The 17,705-nt window shown below is 69.1% G+C and carries 15 protein-coding genes; 5 read left to right on the top strand and 10 right to left on the bottom strand.

Going from position 1 to position 17,705, the window contains the following annotated elements:
* The first annotated feature begins 60 nt into the window (after positions 1 to 60).
* Together AS25_RS11035 and AS25_RS11030 are read left to right on the top strand one after the other, a co-directional pair.
* The gene (locus AS25_RS11035; RefSeq protein WP_052160940.1) at positions 61 to 999 is read left to right on the top strand and encodes an HpcH/HpaI aldolase/citrate lyase family protein; all 939 of its coding nucleotides are present in this window, start codon (positions 61 to 63) and stop codon (positions 997 to 999) included.
* Between the two features lie 661 nt (positions 1,000 to 1,660).
* The gene (locus AS25_RS11030) at positions 1,661 to 2,629 is read left to right on the top strand and encodes an L-lactate dehydrogenase (RefSeq protein ID WP_035965109.1); all 969 of its coding nucleotides are present in this window, start codon (positions 1,661 to 1,663) and stop codon (positions 2,627 to 2,629) included.
* A 104-nt stretch (positions 2,630 to 2,733) separates the two neighbouring features.
* On the opposite strand, the gene putP is transcribed toward AS25_RS11030, so the two are convergent.
* Together putP and gluQRS are read right to left on the bottom strand one after the other, a co-directional pair.
* Complete coding sequence (gene putP / locus AS25_RS11025) at positions 2,734 to 4,272, bottom strand: sodium/proline symporter PutP (RefSeq protein ID WP_035965108.1); 1,539 nt, start codon at positions 4,270 to 4,272, stop codon at positions 2,734 to 2,736.
* 112 nt (positions 4,273 to 4,384) lie between these two features.
* Positions 4,385 to 5,314: a tRNA glutamyl-Q(34) synthetase GluQRS gene (gene gluQRS, locus AS25_RS11020; RefSeq protein ID WP_035965107.1), complete on the bottom strand. Its 930-nt coding sequence runs from the start codon at positions 5,312 to 5,314 to the stop codon at positions 4,385 to 4,387.
* Positions 5,315 to 5,444: 130 nt separating this feature from the next.
* Between gluQRS and AS25_RS11015 the strand changes: the two genes are divergently transcribed.
* Entirely contained in the window at positions 5,445 to 6,260 is an 816-nt protein-coding gene (locus AS25_RS11015; protein ID WP_035965106.1) for an MBL fold metallo-hydrolase, read from the top strand.
* A 57-nt stretch (positions 6,261 to 6,317) separates the two neighbouring features.
* Here the strand turns inward: AS25_RS11015 and AS25_RS11010 are convergent, their stop codons facing one another.
* From AS25_RS11010 to AS25_RS11000, 3 genes are all read right to left on the bottom strand, one after another.
* Complete coding sequence (locus AS25_RS11010) at positions 6,318 to 7,523, bottom strand: phosphatase PAP2 family protein (protein ID WP_253270561.1); 1,206 nt, start codon at positions 7,521 to 7,523, stop codon at positions 6,318 to 6,320.
* A 128-nt stretch (positions 7,524 to 7,651) separates the two neighbouring features.
* Positions 7,652 to 8,854, bottom strand: a complete 1,203-nt coding sequence (locus AS25_RS11005) for an acyl-CoA dehydrogenase family protein (protein ID WP_035965103.1) — start codon at positions 8,852 to 8,854, stop codon at positions 7,652 to 7,654.
* Positions 8,851 to 10,083 carry a CaiB/BaiF CoA transferase family protein gene (locus tag AS25_RS11000; RefSeq protein WP_084118168.1) on the bottom strand — a complete coding sequence of 411 codons (1,233 nt, stop codon included), beginning with the start codon at positions 10,081 to 10,083 and terminating at the stop codon, positions 8,851 to 8,853. The genes AS25_RS11005 and AS25_RS11000 overlap by 4 nt, the downstream gene beginning before the upstream one ends.
* Before the next feature lie 278 nt (positions 10,084 to 10,361).
* Here AS25_RS11000 and AS25_RS10995 point away from each other — a divergent pair, with 278 nt between their 5' ends.
* Positions 10,362 to 11,276 carry a LysR family transcriptional regulator gene (locus AS25_RS10995; protein WP_035965179.1) on the top strand — a complete coding sequence of 305 codons (915 nt, stop codon included), beginning with the start codon at positions 10,362 to 10,364 and terminating at the stop codon, positions 11,274 to 11,276.
* 7 nt (positions 11,277 to 11,283) lie between these two features.
* Here AS25_RS10995 and AS25_RS10990 read toward each other — a convergent pair whose 3' ends face one another.
* Genes AS25_RS10990 through AS25_RS10975 form a run of 4 tightly spaced genes read right to left on the bottom strand, consistent with a single transcriptional unit; the run spans position 11,284 to position 16,326 of the window.
* Entirely contained in the window at positions 11,284 to 12,150 is an 867-nt protein-coding gene (locus AS25_RS10990) for a 3-hydroxyacyl-CoA dehydrogenase family protein (protein WP_035965102.1), read from the bottom strand.
* Entirely contained in the window at positions 12,147 to 12,950 is an 804-nt protein-coding gene (locus AS25_RS10985; protein WP_035965101.1) for an enoyl-CoA hydratase/isomerase family protein, read from the bottom strand. Before AS25_RS10985 ends, AS25_RS10990 begins: the two co-directional genes overlap by 4 nt.
* Positions 12,947 to 15,130: a TRAP transporter permease gene (locus AS25_RS10980; RefSeq protein WP_084118167.1), complete on the bottom strand. Its 2,184-nt coding sequence runs from the start codon at positions 15,128 to 15,130 to the stop codon at positions 12,947 to 12,949. The genes AS25_RS10985 and AS25_RS10980 overlap by 4 nt, the downstream gene beginning before the upstream one ends.
* A complete protein-coding gene (locus tag AS25_RS10975; protein ID WP_035965100.1) occupies positions 15,127 to 16,326 on the bottom strand; it encodes a TAXI family TRAP transporter solute-binding subunit in 1,200 nt (399 codons plus the stop codon). The genes AS25_RS10980 and AS25_RS10975 overlap by 4 nt, the downstream gene beginning before the upstream one ends.
* Before the next feature lie 584 nt (positions 16,327 to 16,910).
* Here AS25_RS10975 and AS25_RS10970 point away from each other — a divergent pair.
* Positions 16,911 to 17,348: a cytidine deaminase gene (locus AS25_RS10970; RefSeq protein WP_084118166.1), complete on the top strand. Its 438-nt coding sequence runs from the start codon at positions 16,911 to 16,913 to the stop codon at positions 17,346 to 17,348.
* Between the two features lie 149 nt (positions 17,349 to 17,497).
* Here AS25_RS10970 and AS25_RS15635 read toward each other — a convergent pair whose 3' ends face one another.
* Positions 17,498 to 17,668, bottom strand: a complete 171-nt coding sequence (locus AS25_RS15635; protein ID WP_496196062.1) for a VapC50 family PIN domain-containing toxin — start codon at positions 17,666 to 17,668, stop codon at positions 17,498 to 17,500.
* Positions 17,669 to 17,705: the final 37 nt, after the last annotated feature.

The following is a 17,705-nucleotide window of genomic DNA, read 5'->3' as shown; positions in this document are numbered from 1 at the left end:
GCGGCACCCGGGACTCGCGGGGGCGCGTCCGTTCTCAGACACAGATCGCGAAGTGACACCATGACCACCACCATCCCGGACACCACCACCATGACCATCGACTCCACCGAGAACCTCACCGTGGGCCCCGAGCTCGCCCGCTCGTGGCTGCTCGTCAACGGTTCCCAGCCCGCACGGTTCGACGTCGCCGCGAACAGCGCCGCGGACGCCGTCGTCCTGGACGTGGAGGACTCCGTGGCCCCGGCGGACAAGGCCCAGGCCCGGGAGAACGTCCTGGAATGGCTCGGCGCGCGCACCGAGGACGGCGAGCAGAACCGTGCGTGGGTGCGCATCAACGGCTTCGGTACCGCGTGGTGGGAGGACGACCTCCGCGCCCTGCGGGACGTCCCCGGGTTGGACGGCGTGATGCTGGCCATGACCGAGTCCCCGGAGCACGTGACCCGTACGGCGGAACTACTGCGCGGGACCCGCATCGTGGCGCTCGTGGAGACCGCGCGCGGCGTGCAGAACCTCCAGGCCATCGCCACGGCCCGGTCCACGTACCGTTTGGCGTTCGGGATCGGCGACTACCGCCGTGACACGGGCTTCGGCGAGAACCCCATGGCACTGGCGTACACGCGCTCGCAGTTCACCATCGCCTCGCGTGCCGCGAACCTGCCCGGGCCCATCGACGGACCGGCCGTGGGGGCGCTCGGCGCGAAGCTCGCGGAGGCCACCGGTGTGACCACGGAGTTCGGGATGACCGGCAAGCTGTGCCTCATGCCGGAACAGACTGCGACCGTCAACGAGGGGCTTTCGCCGTCCCTGAGCGAGCTGTCCTGGGCCACCGACTTCCTGGGGGAGTTCGAGGCCGAGGGCGGTCAGATCCGCAACGGTTCCGATCTGCCCCGACTGGCCCGGGCCCGCAAGGTGTTGGGGCTGGCGTCGGCATTCGGGATGCGCTTGCCGGAGGGCTATGACATGCACTTCGAGGCCCCCACGGACACGTATCACTGCTGAGGCGCACCGAGCGCACAGCCCTGGCCTCCGGGTGCCTGGGAAATTGTCCCTGGCCCGGGAGCGCCCGCACGTTGAGCGGAGAGGTCAGGGTCACGTTCAGGCCACTCGGGAACTTTTGGGCACGCGGGAGCCAGCTTCGCGTGGCTTTCGTGGCCCGGGAGTGCCTGAAAATGCGGTCGTGGCCTCCGCGTGCCTGGGAATTCGTGCCTGGCCTGGGAGTGACTGCATGTTGTGCCGGGAAGTCCCGGTCACGTTCACGCCACCTGGGAACTTTCGGGCACGCGGAAGCCAGCATCACGTCGCTTTCGTGGCCTGGAGGTGCCTGTAAATGTGGCCGTGGTCTAAGAGTGACTGGAAAATTGGCCACGGCCTCCGCGTGACCGGGAAATTTGCCCTCATCGGGACACCGGCCAGGTTTCGAGGCGAGACCGAGTAGTACACGGAGTAAGAGCGCAGCCCACGACGGCGCGGGATACCCCCGCCCCGACGTGGGCTGCTCATTGCCAGGCATCGCCGTCGCGGCCGAAAATGGGGTGGGGGCCGCGCGGTGCCCACCGCGCGGGACGCCACCGAACGGCGTCGCCGTCCCCGTCAGCTGATCCGGGTTCGTGGGTCCCCCGCGGGCGCGGTCGGACCGAGCGCGTCGAATGGAGAATGAGCCGTGAGCCCGTCAAACGAAACTACCGTGCGCCGCACCAAGATCGGGATCGTGGGGGCGGGATCCGTGGGGACATCCCTGGCCTACGCCGCGATGATCCGGGGCACGGCCACGGACATCGCCCTCTATGACCTGCAGACCGCCAAGGTGGAGGCCGAGGCACTTGACCTCTCCCACGGCCAGATGTTCGCCCCGGGCGTCCGGGTGGAGGGCTCGGACGACGTCGCCGTGCTCAAGGACGCGGACATCATCTTCGTGACCGCGGGCGCCAAGCAGAAGCCGGGGCAGACCCGCCTGGATTTGGCCGGTGCGAACACCGCGATCCTCAAGTCGCTCATGCCGCAACTGGTGGAGCAGGCGCCGCAGGCGGTCTTCGTGCTGGTGACCAACCCGTGCGACGTGCTCACCGTGGTGGCCCAGCAGATCACAGGGCTTCCCCACCAGCGGATCATGAGCTCCGGCACCGTGCTGGACACCTCCCGGCTGCGCTGGTTGATCGGCAGCGAGGCGCAGGTGAACACCAGCAGCGTGCACGCCTACATCATCGGTGAGCACGGGGACAGCGAGTTCCCCGTGTGGTCCTCCGCGAGCATCGGTCAGGTGCCGCTCAGCGAGTGGGAGGTGGACGGGCGCCGGCCCTTCACCACCGAGCGCCTGGACGAGCTCAAGGACCAGGTGGTCAACGCCGCCTACCGCGTGATCGAGGGCAAGGGCGCCACCAACTACGCGATCGGCCTGGCCGGGGTGCGTATCGCGGAGGCCGTGCTCAAGGACCAGCAGTCGGTGCTGTCCGTGTCCACCGTGCTGGAGGACTACTACGGCGTGAGCGGCGTGGCCCTGTCCGTGCCATCCGTGGTGGGGGGCGCCGGTGTGGGCCAGCAGCTGCGCATTCCCATGGGCGAGCCCGAGAAGCAGCAGCTGCGCGCGTCAGCGGGGACCATGCGGTCCTCGCTGCACGACCTCGGCTTCTGAGCCCGCGCGCCCCGGCGGAACGGGTTTCGCAGGAATGAACGACGCCCTCGCACCGTGCGGTGCGAGGGCGTCGTCCGTCTGCGCCGCGGCGCAGGCCGTGGAACTCAGACGGTCCCGGGGGTGGTGCCACCGGCGGCCGCCTTGGCCGCGGCGGTGGGATCGGCTTGCTCGGGGTGGTGGACCAGGCGGAGAGTCTCGTCGAACTCGCGCTGGATCTCGGGGTTCTCCCGGTGGGTGGCCAGCGAGACGATGATGCCCACCAGACCACCCAGGATGAAGCCCGGGATGATCTCGTAGAGGTCACTCCACGGGGTGTACTGCCACAGGAACACGGTCGCGGCACCCACGACCATGGCGCTGATGGCGCCCGCGTTGGTGAGCTTGCGCCAGAACAGGCTCATGAGCACCACGGGGCCGAAGGCGGCACCGAAGCCGGCCCACGCGAAGCCCACGAGGTCCAGGATGGTGGAGTTCTGTTCCCACGCGAGAGCGGCCGCCACGAGGGCCACGAGCAGCACGCCACCGCGGCCCAGCCACACCTGCGCCCTGGGGGACGGGGTGCGCTTGGCGGCCAGGTTGTAGAGGTCCTCAACCAGCGCGGAGGAGGAGACGATCAGCTGCGAGGAGATCGTGGACATCACGGCCGCCAGGACGGCGGCGAGCACGAGGCCCGCGATCAGCGGGTGGAAGAGCACCTGGGACATGTCCAGGAAGATGGCCTCCGGGTCCGTGGGCTCCTGGCCCGGGCGGTTGCCGTAGTAGGCCATGCCCACCAGGGCGGTGCCGATGGCACCCAGCACCGTGAGGATCATCCAGCCGATTCCGATCCGGCGCCCGGACTTGGCGTCCGCGGGGGTGCGCAGCGCCATGAAGCGCACGATGATGTGGGGCTGGCCGAAGTAGCCCAGGCCCCACGCGAGCGAGGAAATGATGCCCACCGCAGTGCCGCCCGCGAACAGGGACAGCGCGTCGGGGTTCACGTTCTCGATCCGGGTGGCCATCTCACCGGGCCCGCCCACCAGGAAGATGCCCACGATCGGCACGAGCAGCAGCGCGCCCAGCATCAGCAGACCCTGGAACAGGTCCGTGTAGGACGCCCCCAGGAAGCCTCCGAAGAATGTGTAGAGCACGGTCACCCCGGCCACCAGGAGCATGCCCGTGAGGTAGCTGGTGCCGAACGAGGATTGGAAGAACACACCGCCGGCCACCATGCCGGAGGAGACGTAGAACGTGAAGAACACCAGGATGATCACACCGGAGATCACGCGCAGGATCCGGGTGTTGCCCTTGAGGCGGTTGTCCAGGAAGGAGGGGATGGTGATCGAGTTGTGGGAGACCTCGGTGTAGGCCCTCAACCGGGGAGCCACGATCTTCCAGTTCACCCACGCACCGATGGTCAGCCCGATCGCGAGCCACGCCTCCACGAGACCCGAGAGGTACACGGCACCGGGCAGACCCATGAGCAGCCATCCGGACATGTCCGACGCGCCGGCCGACAGCGCAGCCACGCCGGGCTTGAGGTTGCGCCCGCCCAGCATGTAGTCGTCGAGGTTCTTGGTCTTGCTGTTGGCCCACAGGCCAATGCAGATCATGGCGATGAAATACGCCAGGATTGCCATGAGTTGGTACGCCTGATCGGACATACTCGTGCCTTCCGGTACGGGGTCGTTGGACTGCGCCCACTGTATAGGGGAGGTGACGCAGATCCCATGTGAGCCGTGTGAGACGGTTCACAACCCTACCGCTCCGGAGGCCCTACGGACGCGTCACCGGCCACGGTGTGAAGGTCGCGGGTTCGCGCCGCCATGAGCTCGGGTCCCAGCAGTCCAGCACGTCCGCGGTGGTGCGCACGGGGTGGATGATCCCCAGAGAGCCGGCGAGCCACGCGAGCACGTCCTGCGCCGTGTACCCGATGTCCTCGAGCTCCCCGAGCGTGACGGCGCCGTCCCGCTTGGCGAGCCGCGCCCCGGCGGGACCGAGCACCAGCGGCACGTGGGCGTATTCGGGCACCCGGTGCCCCAGCAGCCCCGCGAGATACGCCTGTCGCGGAGCGGACGGCAACAAGTCGTCCCCGCGCACCACCTGGTCCACACCCTGTTCGGCGTCGTCCACGACCACGGCCAGGTTGTACGCCGGCGTCCCGTCGTTGCGCACGAGCACCATGTCGTCCACGGCTCCCGTGTACTCGCCCACGAAGTGGTCGTGCACCGTGAACTCCCGAGTCTGCGCCCTCAGCCGGATGGCGGGGGGTCGCTGGGTACGACGTCGCGCGCGCTCGGTCGCACTCAGGTTCCGGCACGTGCCGGGGTACGCGCCCGGGATGCCGTGGGGAGCGGAGGCCGCCGCGTGGATCTCCTTGCGCGTGCAGAAGCACTCGTACGTGAGGCCCGCCTCGGTGAGGTCCTGTACGCGGTCCAGGAATCGGGGAATGCGTTCGGACTGGTGGTCCACGGGGCCGTCCCAGTCGAGGCCGATCGCCCGCAGATCCGCCACGTTGCGCTGTGCTGCCCCCTTCTTGACCCGGTCCAGGTCCTCCACGCGCAACAGGAAGCGGCGCCCCGTGGCCCGCGCGAATCCCCACGCGGCCAGGGCCGTGCGCAGGTTTCCCAGGTGCAGGTCCCCCGACGGCGACGGCGCGAAGCGGCCCGCCGGGGTCACGGGGGTGTCGGGGTTGGTCGAAAACACGCGGCACACAGTAGCACCGCCCCGCCGCGGGTTCCCGTCGCGCGGGGCGGCCGGAGCGGCGTCGTGCCCCATGCCCCGGTGGCTTGCGGCGATACGTAGAGGGTGCGGGGTTGCCGATAGAGTGAGCCCCATGGCACGCACCCAGGAGTTGCGCCCCGGCGTCTATGTGATCGGCACCGAGAACTGGAGATTGAACTCCGGTCTGGTGCTGGGCACTCAGCGCGCCCTGGTGATCGACACGGGTGCGGGGCCTCGCCAGGGCCGGGAGATCCTGACCGCGGTGCGTGAGCTCACGGAGCTGCCGCTCACCGTGGTGAACACGCACGCGCACTACGACCACTACATGGGTAACGCGGTGTTCACGCGCGCCGGGGCCACCGAGTTCTGGGCGCACAAGGCGTGCGCGGCCGCGATGGCGGAGGTCGGCGAGTACCAGCGCAGTTTCGTGAGCACGCAGGAACCCGAGATGGGTGAGGGCCAGGGCATGGACACCCAGCTCGTTATGCCCACCAACACTCTTCCGGGGGACGGTCGCAGGCCTTCCCTGACCCGGATCGACCTGGGGGAACGCCCCGTCACCTTGTTCTTCCTGGGCCCCGGTCACACGGACAACGACGTGTGCGTGGGCGTGGACGACGTCGTCTTCTGCGGTGATCTCGTGGAGGAGGGGGCGGACCCCAACTTCGAGGATGCCTACCCCCAGCGCTGGGTGGAGTCCTTGCGCGCGCTAGCGACTCTGGAACGCTACCGGGTGTTCGTGCCGGGCCACGGCTCGCCCGTGACCGGCAACTTCGTGTCCCAGCAGGCGGACACCATGGAGCTGGCCATCCGGCGCGCTCGGGACGTGGGCCTCTCCGGTGAGGGCCCGTCCACCGCCTCGATGTACCGCTTGCCGTACCAGGCCGGCGTGGCCAGGGTTTTCCTGGACCGATTGGCGGCGATCTAGCCGGTCGTCACTCCCGGACGTCCGATAGCAGTTGCGTTCGTAGTCACCGGGCCGCCGTCACCGGGTCGTGTCGCGCACTCGCCGCGCCACGAGCGACCACCCCAGGGCCGCGGCCGCCGCGATGCCCACGTACCCCGCGGTGAGCGTGACCCGCCCGGCGAGCGTGCCCGCCACGGTCGGGGAGGGCCACCAGATTGCTGCCGCGAGCAATGCCGCGGCCAACACTGTCAGGGTGATCGCGGTGCCCAACCGGGGTCGCGCGGGGAATCGCGGGCGGTACACGGGCGCTCCGTAGGGGGCGGGCTGCGACCACGTCGGCTGGGGCTGCTGGTGCCCGTACTGCGCGTGCGGGTACCCCTGCTGAGCCTGCGGGTACGATGCCGCCCGCTCCTGCTCACCACGCTGCTGTTCCGCGAACTGCCGCTCGGCGCGCTCGTGGGCCGGCGGAAGATAGGCACTCTCGCCCCGGTCCTCGCTCCATTCGATGTCCTGGCGTCTACGCGAACGGTTCTTCCGGAACTGCCGGTAGAACTGGAGCGATGCCGCTCCGGGACGGGCGTCGGTACGGGAGAGAGCGGCGTCGACGGCGCGTGCCACGAGGGTTGCCACGACGCCCCACCCGCCCACGATGAGCAGCGCGGCCGCGGCGTCCGTGGGACGGTGCCAACCGTTGAGGATGGTGAGCATGCCAGTGACCGCCGCTATCAGGGCTCCCCAGCGCCCCGCCCTGGCCCGCAGGTGGGGAGGCGCCACGAGCAGCACGGCCATGAGCGCGGAGGCCGCCGCGGTCGTGTGACCGGACGGGAACGAGTTGGACGCGATCTGCTGGATCCCCAAATCGGGTTTGTCGAGCACCCCGTGCTTGAGGAACTGGGTGGTCACGTTCGCAGCGAACGCCGCCCCTGCGGCACATACGGCGGCCGTCCAACGGCGGTAGCGCACGGCCCACACGAGCGCAAGGACACCGGCGGCCACCGCCCCGAGCTCCGGGACGTACTGCGCGAGGACGAGGGCCGCGCCGGGAAAGTAGACATTGCGGTCGGCCTTGGCCTGGGCCAGGGCGACCTCGTCGAGTGCCTGACCCGTGACGGTGTGCAGGCTGCCGTACGCGATGAGCAGGACCAGACCCCACAGCACCGCGAGCGCCAGGAGGGCACCGATCACGGTCCGGGTGGTCACTGAGCGGGCGGACGGCCCGGCCGGTGGGCCGGCGAACTGCGGATGGGAGGCCTCGGGGCCGCGGGGGAAGGGGGCGTAGGACACGGAAGACTTACCTCACCGACAGAGGGACGGGCGGGCCCACCCGGGTGTGGCGGGCCCTGCCCCATGGTGACACGTTCCGCCGGGGTGGTGCTGTGAGTTCCGGGGTGGGCCGCCCCACACCCCGCCCGTCAGCGGCGCGTGCGCGTGAAGGACGAGATCCCGGTGATCTCCCGGCCCACGATGAGCGCTTGCATCGAGTCGGTGCCCTCGTACGTGGAGACCACTTCCATGTCGGTGAGGTGACGGCCGATGTGGTACTCCAGCAGCAGACCGTTGCCCGCGAGCATGTCCCGGGCGGTGCGGCACATGGCCAGGGCCTTGCGGGATGTGGTCATCTTGACCATGGAGGCCATGGCGTCCGTGAGCTGGTCGGTCTCGGCCAGGTGGGCCATGCGGGTGCACAGCAACTGCATGCTGGTCAGGTCCGAGAGCATGGTCGCGAGTTTCTCCTGCACCAACTGGTAGTTGGCGATCGGCAGACCGAACTGCTCGCGCTCCAGGGAGTACTTGGCGGCGATCTCGAACGCCGCCATCCCGTGCCCCACGGCCTCCCACGACGCACCGCCACGCGTGGCCTTGAGCACCTTGTTGACACCCTTGAAGCTCTCGCACCCGGGCAGCCGGTTCTCGGCGGGCACGCGCAGGTTCTCGATCACGATGTCCGCCTGGTTGATGGCGCGCTTACCGATCTTGCCCGCAATCACCTCGGGACGGTAACCGTCCGGGTAGGTGCCGTCCTCGTTCTTCTCCACGACGAACGCCTTGACCTGCCCGTCGGCCTCGTCGCGCGCGTAGAGCACGATGACGTCCGCGGCGTGACCGTTGCCGATCCACCGCTTGTGCCCGTTGAGCACCCAGTGGTCACCGTCGCGGCGCGCCGAGGTCTCGAGCGACACGGAGTCGGAGCCGTGCGTGGGCTCGGTGAGCGCGAACGCACCCGTCTTCTCGAGCCGGGCCATCACGGGCAGCCAGCGCTGGCGCTGCTCCTCGTCCCCGAGCATGTAGATGCTGCCCATGCACAGGCTCGAGTGCACGCCCAGGAACGTGTTCACGGACCCGTCCGCGCGCGCGAGTTCCCGCGCCACGACCCCCGCCGCGAGCCGCGAGAGTCCCGGGCAGCCGTAGCCCTCGATGAACGAGCCGACGACGCCCAGGTTCGCGAGCTCGTCGAACGCCGGGAGGGGGTGCTCGGCCTTCTCCCAGTACTCGTTGATCACGGGCAGCACGTGCTCCGCACCGTAGCGGCGCACGCGATCGCGCAGCGCGATGTCCTCGGGGGACAGCTCCTGGTCCAGCAGGAAGAAATCGGGGTTGTCGAGCAGCTCGCTCATGACAGGTCCTTTCGTGATGGGGTCTTCTCGTGCGCTGCGCGGCGGGCGACGTCGCTCGCTCGGTCCGCGCGGCGGCGTCGTAACCAGCTCGTGACGGCCTCGCGGTCCGCGCCGAGCTCGGGCGGTGCCTTGTCGTAGCGCACAGGCGTGCGGCTGAATGCGGCGGGGTTCTTGATGGTGGGCACCACGCGCTCGCCGGTGCCGGTTGGGACTACGGGATCGAGTCCCAACGACGTCGCGTAGTCCACTCCCTCGGCGATCGTCAGGATCGGGGCGCACGGCACGCCCACCGCGCGCAGACGGTCGGTCCAGGTCTCGGACGGCTCGCGGGTGAGGGCCTCCACGAGGACGGGGCGTAGCGTGTCCCTGTGTTCGTTGCGCTGTTCCATGGTCGCGAAGCGGGGGTCGTCCGCGAGGTCGGGGAGTCCCAGGACGCCCACGAAGCGGCGGAACTGCGCGTCGTTGCCCACCGTGATGATGAGGTCCTTGTCCGCGGTGGGGAACGGTCCGTAGGGGTAGAGGCTGGGGTGGTCGTTGCCGAGTCGCGTGGGGACGTTGCCGCACGCCGCGTACCCGGTGGTCTGGTTGACCAGCCCGGACAGGGCACACGAGAGCAGGTCCAGGTGGATGTGCTGCCCTTGTCCGGAGGTGGCGCGCTCATGCAGGGCGCCCAGCACCGCCACGGCGGCATGCAGGCCCGTGATGACGTCGAACATGGCCACGCCCGCGCGCTGCGGTGGGCCGTCCGGCGAGCCGGTCACGGACATGAAACCGGAGACTCCCTGCACCAGCAGGTCGTACCCGGGCAGGGAGCGTCCGCCGTCCGTCCCGAAACCGGTGATGCTCGCGTGGATCAGGGCGGGCCACCGCTGCGCCACGGAGTCGGGGTCCAGACCGAACCGTTGCAAACCGCCGGGCTTGAAGTTCTCGATGAACACGTCCGCGCCCGCCACGATCTCGTGGGCGGTCGCGAGGTCCTCGGGGTCGGTGAGGTCCAGGACCACGGAGTGCTTGTTGCGGTTCACCGACAGGTAGTAGGTGCTCTCCCCGTGGAAGCTGGGCGGGACCCACGTGCGGGAGTCGTCCCCTCCGGGGCCCTCGACCTTGATCACCGTGGCACCCATGTCCGCGAGCAGCATGGTGCAGTACGGGCCGGCGAGGACCCGGGTGAAGTCGGCGACCACGACCCCGTCCAAAGGGCCGGTGCCGTGCTGCGGGGAGGGACTCATACGTGCTCCGTGATCGACTGCGGTGTGTCTTGCCCCACATAAGCACCGTGATTAGGCTCTGTCCAATACAAAAACGAGGGCCCGGTAATGCTCGCGGCGCAATAAACGCGGCGTCGTCGGCGCCCCGGCTTGGTGGCGTCGTCGGCGGGCACCGCGGACGACGCTCGCTGGGGCAGGTTGCCGGGGCCGGGCGGGCAGGCTGCCGCGGCCGGGCGGATTCGTTGCCGACGCGGACCGGACACGCTGCCGCGGGCGAAGCAGACACGGAAGGGGTGGGCGTGGAAGTACACGAGGCGCGGGCGTTCCTCGCGGTCGCCGAGGAGCTGCACTTCGGGCGCGCGGCGGCCACGCTGCGGATCGCGCAGCCGCCCCTGAGCAGGCTCATCAAGAGCATCGAGAAGTCGCTCGGCGCGCAGCTGTTCGAGCGCAGTACCCGTCAGGTCTCCCTCACACCGGCGGGCGTGGCCCTCGTGGAACCGGCGAAGGCCCTGGTGGCGGCGTCGGAGTACGCGCGCAGCGCCGTCGCCAAATCCGTGACGGGCGAGACCGGCCGGGTGCGCCTGGGCTTCGCGGGCGCGTCCATCAACCGGAAGGTGGGGGAGCTGGCGCGGCACGTGCGCACCCAGCGCCCCGGCGTGCACCTGGAACTGCGCGGCTCCCAGTTCTCGCACACGGCGCTCGCCAAGGTGCTCGACGGCGCCCTGGACGTGGCGATCGGGCGCTGGGACTTCATCCCCGCGGAACTGCGCTCGAGTGTGCTGGGCTACGAGGAGGTCATGGTGGTGCTGCCCAGCAACCACCGGCTGGCCGGGGAGCCGCGCATCGCGCTCGCGGACCTCGCGGAGGAATCGTGGGTCACGCTGCCCTCGGGCCCCGGGGCGGCCCTGCAGAACCGGTTGGTCTCCCTGGCCACCGCGGCGGGGTTCGTCCCGCGGGTCGCCCAGGTGGCACCCGATTCGTGGACGCTCGTGGTACTCGTGGCCGCCCAGATCGGGTGCGCCTTGAGCCTGGACTCCGTGCGGGACAACGTCTCCTCCGACGGCGTGGTGTTCCTGCCCGTGGCCGATCCCCAGCGCCCGCTCGAGGTGCAGATGGTGTGGCGCGCGGCCGACCCCAACCCGGCGTTGCGCTCCGTGGTGCGCATCGCCCAGACACTGCACGGGGTGCTCGCCGGGCAGGAGTCACGGCCGTGAATCGCCGTCAGGAGTAGTCGTACCAGCCCTTACCGGTCTTGCGGCCGTACTCGCCGGCCTCGTACTTCTCCCGGATGGACCTGGCGGGCAGGCTCGCGGGGTCACCCGTCTGCTCGTACTCGGCCAGCCGGATCAGGTGCACGACGTCGATCCCAACGAGGTCCATGAGCTCGAACGGGCCCATGGGGTGGCGCAGGGCGGTTTTCGCGGCGATGTCGATGTCCTCGAAGTCCGCGACGCCGTCCTCGTAGAGTTTCAACGCTTCCGTGCGCAGGGCACCGAGCAAGCGGTTGGCCACGAAGCCCGGGACCTCCTTCTTCAGCTCCACGGGTTGCTTGCCCAGGGACCGCGCGAGCTCCAGGGCGGTGTCCACCGTCTTGCGGGACGTGCCCACGTGGGGGACCACCTCCACGCACTGCATCACGAGCGCGGGATTGAAGAAGTGGAAGTTGCACACCTTCTCCGGCCGCCCGGTCGCGTCCGCCACACGGGAGGAGACGATGTTGGAAGAATTGGTCACCAGGATCGTGTGCTCCGGGCAGATCCGATCCAGTTCCGCGAACAACTTCCGTTTGATCCCGAGATCCTCCACGGCGGCCTCGATCACGACGTCCGCCTGCGCGGCACATCCGTCCCGGTCCGTGGTGAAGGTCAGCCGCTCGAAGGCCGCGGCCACGTCCTCGGCGGTGCGGCGTTGCTTGGCCACGTCCCGGTCCATCCGCTCGTGCAACTGCGTCTCGGCCCGGTCCACGGCGTCCTGGGCGATGTCCACGACGTCGGTGTCGTACCCGGCCAGCGCGCACACCATGGCGATCTGCGACCCCATGGCGCCCGCGCCGATCACGGTGATGTGTTTCGGGGTCTCGGTCGTCATTCGGTCACGTCCTTACGTGCTGCGCTGCGGAAATCGGGGGTGCGCTTCTCGAGGAACGCGGTGGTGCCCTCGGCCTTCTCCGCGCTGCTGTACAGCACCGACTGGGCCAGGCGCTCCAACAGCATCCCGGTGGTGTGGTCCGTGTCGAACCCGTGGCGCACCACGAGCTTGGCCAGCTGGATGGCCAACGGGCCTTTGGCCATGATGGCGTTCGCGGTCTCGCGGGCGGTGTCGAGCAACTCTTCCGGTTCCACGACGCTTGTGACGAGACCCATGGCCAGGGCGTCGTCGGCCTTCACGCGCCGCCCCGTGAGGATGATCTCGGTGGCGCGGCCCAGGCCCACGAGCTTGGCCAGGCGCTGCGTGCCACCGGCCCCGGGCATGATGCCCAGTCCGGTTTCCGGCAGGGCGAACTGCGCGGCGGTGGAGGCGATGCGGATGTCGCACGCGAGCGCGAGCTCGTGCCCGCCGCCGAACGCGTACCCGTTGACCGCAGCGATCGTGGGCTTGGGGAACTGCTCGACCTTCTCGTACACGCTCTGCATGGTGGCCTTGAGGCCGTCGCGGGGTGTGCGCACCGCGAGGTCGTTGATGTCCGCACCGGCCACGAAGGCCTTGTCACCGGCGCCCGTGAAGATCAGCACCTGGACGTCGTCGTTCTCGGCGAGCTCCTCGAGGGTGCGGGTGAGGGCCTGCAGGACAGCGGAGTTGATGGCGTTGCGCACCTGCGGCCGGTTGACGGTGGCCAGGGCCACGCCGTCGGAGATCTCGACGGTCAGCACGTTCTGCGATGCGGTCATGAGGCATTCTCCTTGCTGCTCTGAGGGGTGGTGCTCTGACTTGTGGTGTTCTCACCCATGGTGTCCTCACGGGGGACCCGGGTGATCTCCCCGGTCTCGGGGTCGGTGACGGGACGGGCCTTGCCGAGCCGGGCCGCTGTGGCCGTGATCACCACGAGGGCCAGACCGATGAGGGTGACGGTCAGGCTGGGCAGGAACATCAGGAACCCACCCACGGCCAGCACCACGCGCAACGGGATGGACAGTTGCCGTTCCACGAAGGTCAGCCAGCCACCCATGGCCCCGGCGATCGCGTACACGGCCACCACGCTGAACACGAACGCGAGCAGGATGTGGCCGGGGGAGTCCTGCGCCACGAGGGCGGGGTTGAGCGCGAAACCGAACGGGACCACGTACTTCACGGCACCCAGTTTCATGGCCGCGAAACACGTGGCCATGGGGGACGCCTTGGAGATCCCGGCCGCGGCGAACGCGGCGAGACCCACGGGCGGGGTGATGTAGGAGACCGAGGCCCAATAGATCACGAACAGGTGGGCGGCGATCGGATCCACCCCGAGCGCAGTCACGGCGGGGACCATCACGATGGCCAGGAACACGTACGCCGCGGAGATCGTCAGCCCCATGCCCAGCACGAAGCACACCACCGCACCCGCGATCAGGATCAGGACCACGTTGTCGCCCACGAGCGCCACGAGGTCCCGAGACAGGGACAGGGCCACGCCCGTGGCCGTCAGACCACCCAGGATCAGCCCGACGCCGGCGATGATCCCCACGATCTGGGCGAGCGTCTTGCCCACGTCCACGCCCATGTCCAGCCACTGCCGCGGACCGAACGTGACACCGGGTTTGACCAGGGCGATCACCAACAGGATCGCCACGACCCAGTACGGCACCTGGGCCTCCGAGTCCGTGGTGAACAGCAGGATCGTCAGCACGGCGAGTGCCCCCAGGTAGGGCCAGCCCTGGAGCAGGGCGCCCCGGGCGCGGGGGAGCAAGTGCTTGACGGTGCCCCGCAGGCCGCGCTGCGCGGCATAGCCGTCGATCTGGAAGAAGATGCCCAGGTAGTAGAGGATCGCCGGGATGGTCGCGGCCACCAGGATCGTCGTGTACGGGACACCCACGAAGGAGACCATCAGGAACGCCGCGGTGCCCATGATGGGCGGGGTGATGGAGCCACCCGAGGACGCCGTGGCCTCGACCGCCCCGGCCACCCGGGCACTGAACCCGGAGCGCTTCATCGCGGGGATCGTCATGGGCCCCGTGGTCAGAACGTTCGACACCGCCGAGCCGCTCATCATGCCCATCGCGGCCGAGCTGGCCACGGCCACCTTGGCCGATCCGCCGCGGTAGCGGCCGAACAGGGCCATGGACAGCTCGTGGAAGAAGTCCGCACCGCCCGTGTGCTGCAGCACCACCCCGAAGAGCAGGAAGCCCACCAGGATGGTTCCGGCCGTCTGCAGGGGCAAACCCAGCACGCTGTCCACGCCCATGGTGTGCACCTGGGCGAGGGTGGGCAGGTCGTAGGAGATGCCCTGCAGGAAGGACAGCGGGATGACCCCGGCGAACAACGGGTAGACCGAGAAGAGCAGGGCCACGACCAGCACGATCCACCCGGCCGCCCTGCGCAGGGTTTCCAGGATCAGCAACCAGAACACGAAGCTCAACACGGTGGCCAGGGGTGGTGCGATGAACTGCCAGCCGTACTCCTGCATCCGCACACCGTTGGCCGCGAAGTACCCGCACGAACCCATGAGGATCAGGATCAGGGCCACGTCGTACCAGGGGACCCCGCGGCGCTCGCGGCCCGTCACGGTCGCTCCCGGTGCCCGCTTGCGCACCGGGGTGGTGATGAACACGATCGGCACGAACGCCGCGATCAGCAGGTACAGGAAGGAGTTGGTCAGCACGGCCAAACCACCGGCGTTCCAGAAGAACACCTGGTTCATGGTCAGCAGGATGCCCGCGACCGTGAGGACGATGACCACCGTCCGCCAGAACGGTGTCAGACGCGGATTGGCATCGTGCAGGGTCACGTCCGACGGCATGGTGGGTGACGCCGCGGCGGCGTCGTCCCCGGAAGTGCGGGCGGGATCGCGCGGTGGGGCGGAGAGGACCGCGGCTCCCGTACGGGGGTCGTGGGCGGCAGCGGCGGCGTCGCCGGGCTGGTACGGGGAACTCATGCGGTGCCTCCGGCGGGTGCGGTGGACGTGGGATCCTCTGCGAGGGTCCCGGGGACCTCGGGCAGCGGCGGCAGGTTGGACTTCTTCCACTCGACCCAGGCCTTGCGCGCGGCTTTCTCGTCCGACTGGCTCTTCCAGAAATCGGGCCACGCCTCGGTCATGAGGCGCTCGCGCTCCAACAGGGCGTCCTGGCGCGTCTGGAGCTCGCGCGACCACCGGTTCTTGCGGGTGAGGAACTCGACCGCGGCGTCGTGGAACGGGATGACCAGAGGCGTCAACTGGATCTGGTCCGTGGCGAACCGGTGGGCGTCCGGGGTGGTGTCCTTGTAGTACTGGAAGTTCTCGTCCAGGGCCTCCACCAAGCGGGTTACCTCGTCCGCGGGGCGCTCCGCCATGGCCACCAGGGGGATGGTGTACTGCATGTTGACCGCCGATTCACCCTTGGCCAACCCCGCGCCCTGCGTGAACTTGCCGGGCTTGACCATGGGGGCGAGCTCCTCCCAGGTCGTGTAGCGGGACGGGTCGTTCCCACCCAGGTCCAGCCACCGGACCGGGTACTGCGAGGCCAGCTCGGAGACGTTTGCTCCCACCACGTTCTGGTAGAGGGCGTCGATCTGACCCGTCTTGAGGCCCTCGATCTGGGCGCTGTAGGAGATGTCCACGTGCTCGACGTCGTCCCCCGTGAGGCCCCCGTAGTTCAGGATGGCTTCCAGCTTGCGGTTGATGGACGTGCTGGCGATGAGCCTGGGATACTTCTTCCCCTTGAGGTCGGCCACCTTCTCGATGCCGCTGTCCTTGCGCACCAGCACCCCGTAGTTGCCCGGGGGAGTCCACACGAGGCGCAGCGCCTGCGGGCCCCACTGCTCGGAGCAGTACTCGTCATTGCCCTCGAACGCGTAGTAGTACTCGTCCCCGGTGCGCGAGTACTGGGCCGTGCCGTTGATCAGCGGGGCCAGGCGCCCGATGCCGGTGTCCGAGGTCATCAACCGGATCTGCCGTCCCGTGCGCTGGGTCAGGGTGTTCGCGACCGCTGCGAGGTCGTTGTACGTCCCGGTGCCCACGCCGTAGGTGGACCACACCAGCTGATGCGTGCGGTCGGTCGAGCCCGGGCCTCCCGCACAGGCCGTCAGGCCCCCGATCACGGGCAACGACGCCGCTGCGGCCAGCAACGATCGTCGGCTGAGGGTTCGTGTCATGGTGCCTCCACGGGAGTGATGCGATGGACCCACCGGTCCGACGCCGCCGCAGGGTGCGCGGGGGTCGGTTCGACCGGTGGGTACATTCATACCGTCAATCGCGTGACCCACGACACTTTTCGGCCGATTGATGCCTAACCAGTATCGCCGAGGGTCAGGTGGGGCAATGCGTCACGGTGACGGCGGCGGGTTCCGGACGCTCCTTGAACTTTGGGGCACGTTCGGGCCAGCCCGCGGACTTTGAGGCACGTTCTGGCCAGCTGCGGACTTTGAGGCACTTTGAAGCCACGAACAGCGGTATTCCTGGCCTCGACGTGCCTGAAAGTGCACCCGGTGGCTCGAGAGTGCCTCAAATGACAGGCAGTGGGCGGGGCGTCGCTCTCGCGATGTCGCATCGCGGCCAGGTGGACACGCAGGTCCGCGAGGAGACGACGCCGCTGCAGCTCCACCGTGCGACCGTCACCTCGGTCGGTCCGAGGGTTCGATCGTCCGCCGGGCCGGCGTCGGAACGTGGTCGCACCGCGGGCAACTCTGGCCGACTGGCCAATCGACCCGTGCGGCGCGCTCCCCGATAGGCTCCGGCCATGGACACTTCCGCTCTGGACTACGTCGTGACCGAGTGCAAGGCACTACTCGAAACCCGGTTTCCGGACGGGTCGGAGCACGGTGCGGCGGCCATGTTGCTCGAGGACGGCACCGTGGTCACCGGAACCGCCCCGGACATGCCGAATGCTGCGGTCGAGGTGTGCCACGAGATCGAACCGTACTGTGCCGCCCACCGGTTGGACCTCAGGGTGGTGGCCTCGGTGTGTGTGCACCGCAGGGCGGATGGCAGCGTCGTCGTGCTGAGCCCGTGCGGGGTGTGCCGGGAACGGCTGGCGGCGTACGGGCCGGACGTCCTGGCGGCGGTGGCGGGCCGGGACGATCCCACGGCGGTCGTGTGGAAGCGATTGGCGGACCTGCTGCCGGACTACTGGCCGACCGCGCTGACGGGTGACGCCCACCCCGGCTGGCTGCGGTGACGGGATGCCCCGCGGGGAAGTGGGTCCGGCATAGGGTTCCCTCATGAACACTCGAGGAATGAGCGTGGGGGAGCGAGCGCCGGCGTAGCGACGGCCGGGACGATGAGGATGGGGAGTCCGCATTGTGGGGTGCCCCCTGGACCTGGCTTCTAGCCGACTCCTACGGTCCGCTTTTCTAGTTCGGTAGCACATAGGGGCAAGCCGGCGCGAGCGAGGCCCTCGAGGTACCCATTCCACGTGATCTTCGGATTCCGCATGTCAGCCACCACTTCTTCGGCGACCGGACCGAATGAAGGGGGCGGCCCAGCCTCCCCCGGCATCTCGGGGGAACGTTCACAGTGTTCTCACGCGAAGGGA

This window comes from Kocuria marina (genome assembly GCF_000786655.1).
In the GTDB taxonomy this organism is placed as follows: domain Bacteria; phylum Actinomycetota; class Actinomycetes; order Actinomycetales; family Micrococcaceae; genus Kocuria; species Kocuria marina_A.
This window is presented reverse-complemented; position numbering and strand designations above follow the sequence as displayed.

Coding starts and splice junctions, on each gene's coding strand:
- AS25_RS11035 (WP_052160940.1), top strand. CDS start 61: ATGACCACCACCATCCCGGACACCACCACCATGACCATCGACTCCACC.
- putP (WP_035965108.1), bottom strand. CDS start 4,272: ATGTCCGATCAGGCGTACCAACTCATGGCAATCCTGGCGTATTTCATC.
- AS25_RS11015 (WP_035965106.1), top strand. CDS start 5,445: ATGGCACGCACCCAGGAGTTGCGCCCCGGCGTCTATGTGATCGGCACC.
- AS25_RS11005 (WP_035965103.1), bottom strand. CDS start 8,854: ATGAGCGAGCTGCTCGACAACCCCGATTTCTTCCTGCTGGACCAGGAG.
- AS25_RS11000 (WP_084118168.1), bottom strand. CDS start 10,083: ATGAGTCCCTCCCCGCAGCACGGCACCGGCCCTTTGGACGGGGTCGTG.
- AS25_RS10990 (WP_035965102.1), bottom strand. CDS start 12,150: ATGACGACCGAGACCCCGAAACACATCACCGTGATCGGCGCGGGCGCC.
- AS25_RS10985 (WP_035965101.1), bottom strand. CDS start 12,950: ATGACCGCATCGCAGAACGTGCTGACCGTCGAGATCTCCGACGGCGTG.
- AS25_RS10980 (WP_084118167.1), bottom strand. CDS start 15,130: ATGAGTTCCCCGTACCAGCCCGGCGACGCCGCCGCTGCCGCCCACGAC.
- AS25_RS10975 (WP_035965100.1), bottom strand. CDS start 16,326: ATGACACGAACCCTCAGCCGACGATCGTTGCTGGCCGCAGCGGCGTCG.
- AS25_RS10970 (WP_084118166.1), top strand. CDS start 16,911: ATGGACACTTCCGCTCTGGACTACGTCGTGACCGAGTGCAAGGCACTA.
- AS25_RS15635 (WP_496196062.1), bottom strand. CDS start 17,668: ATGCCGGGGGAGGCTGGGCCGCCCCCTTCATTCGGTCCGGTCGCCGAA.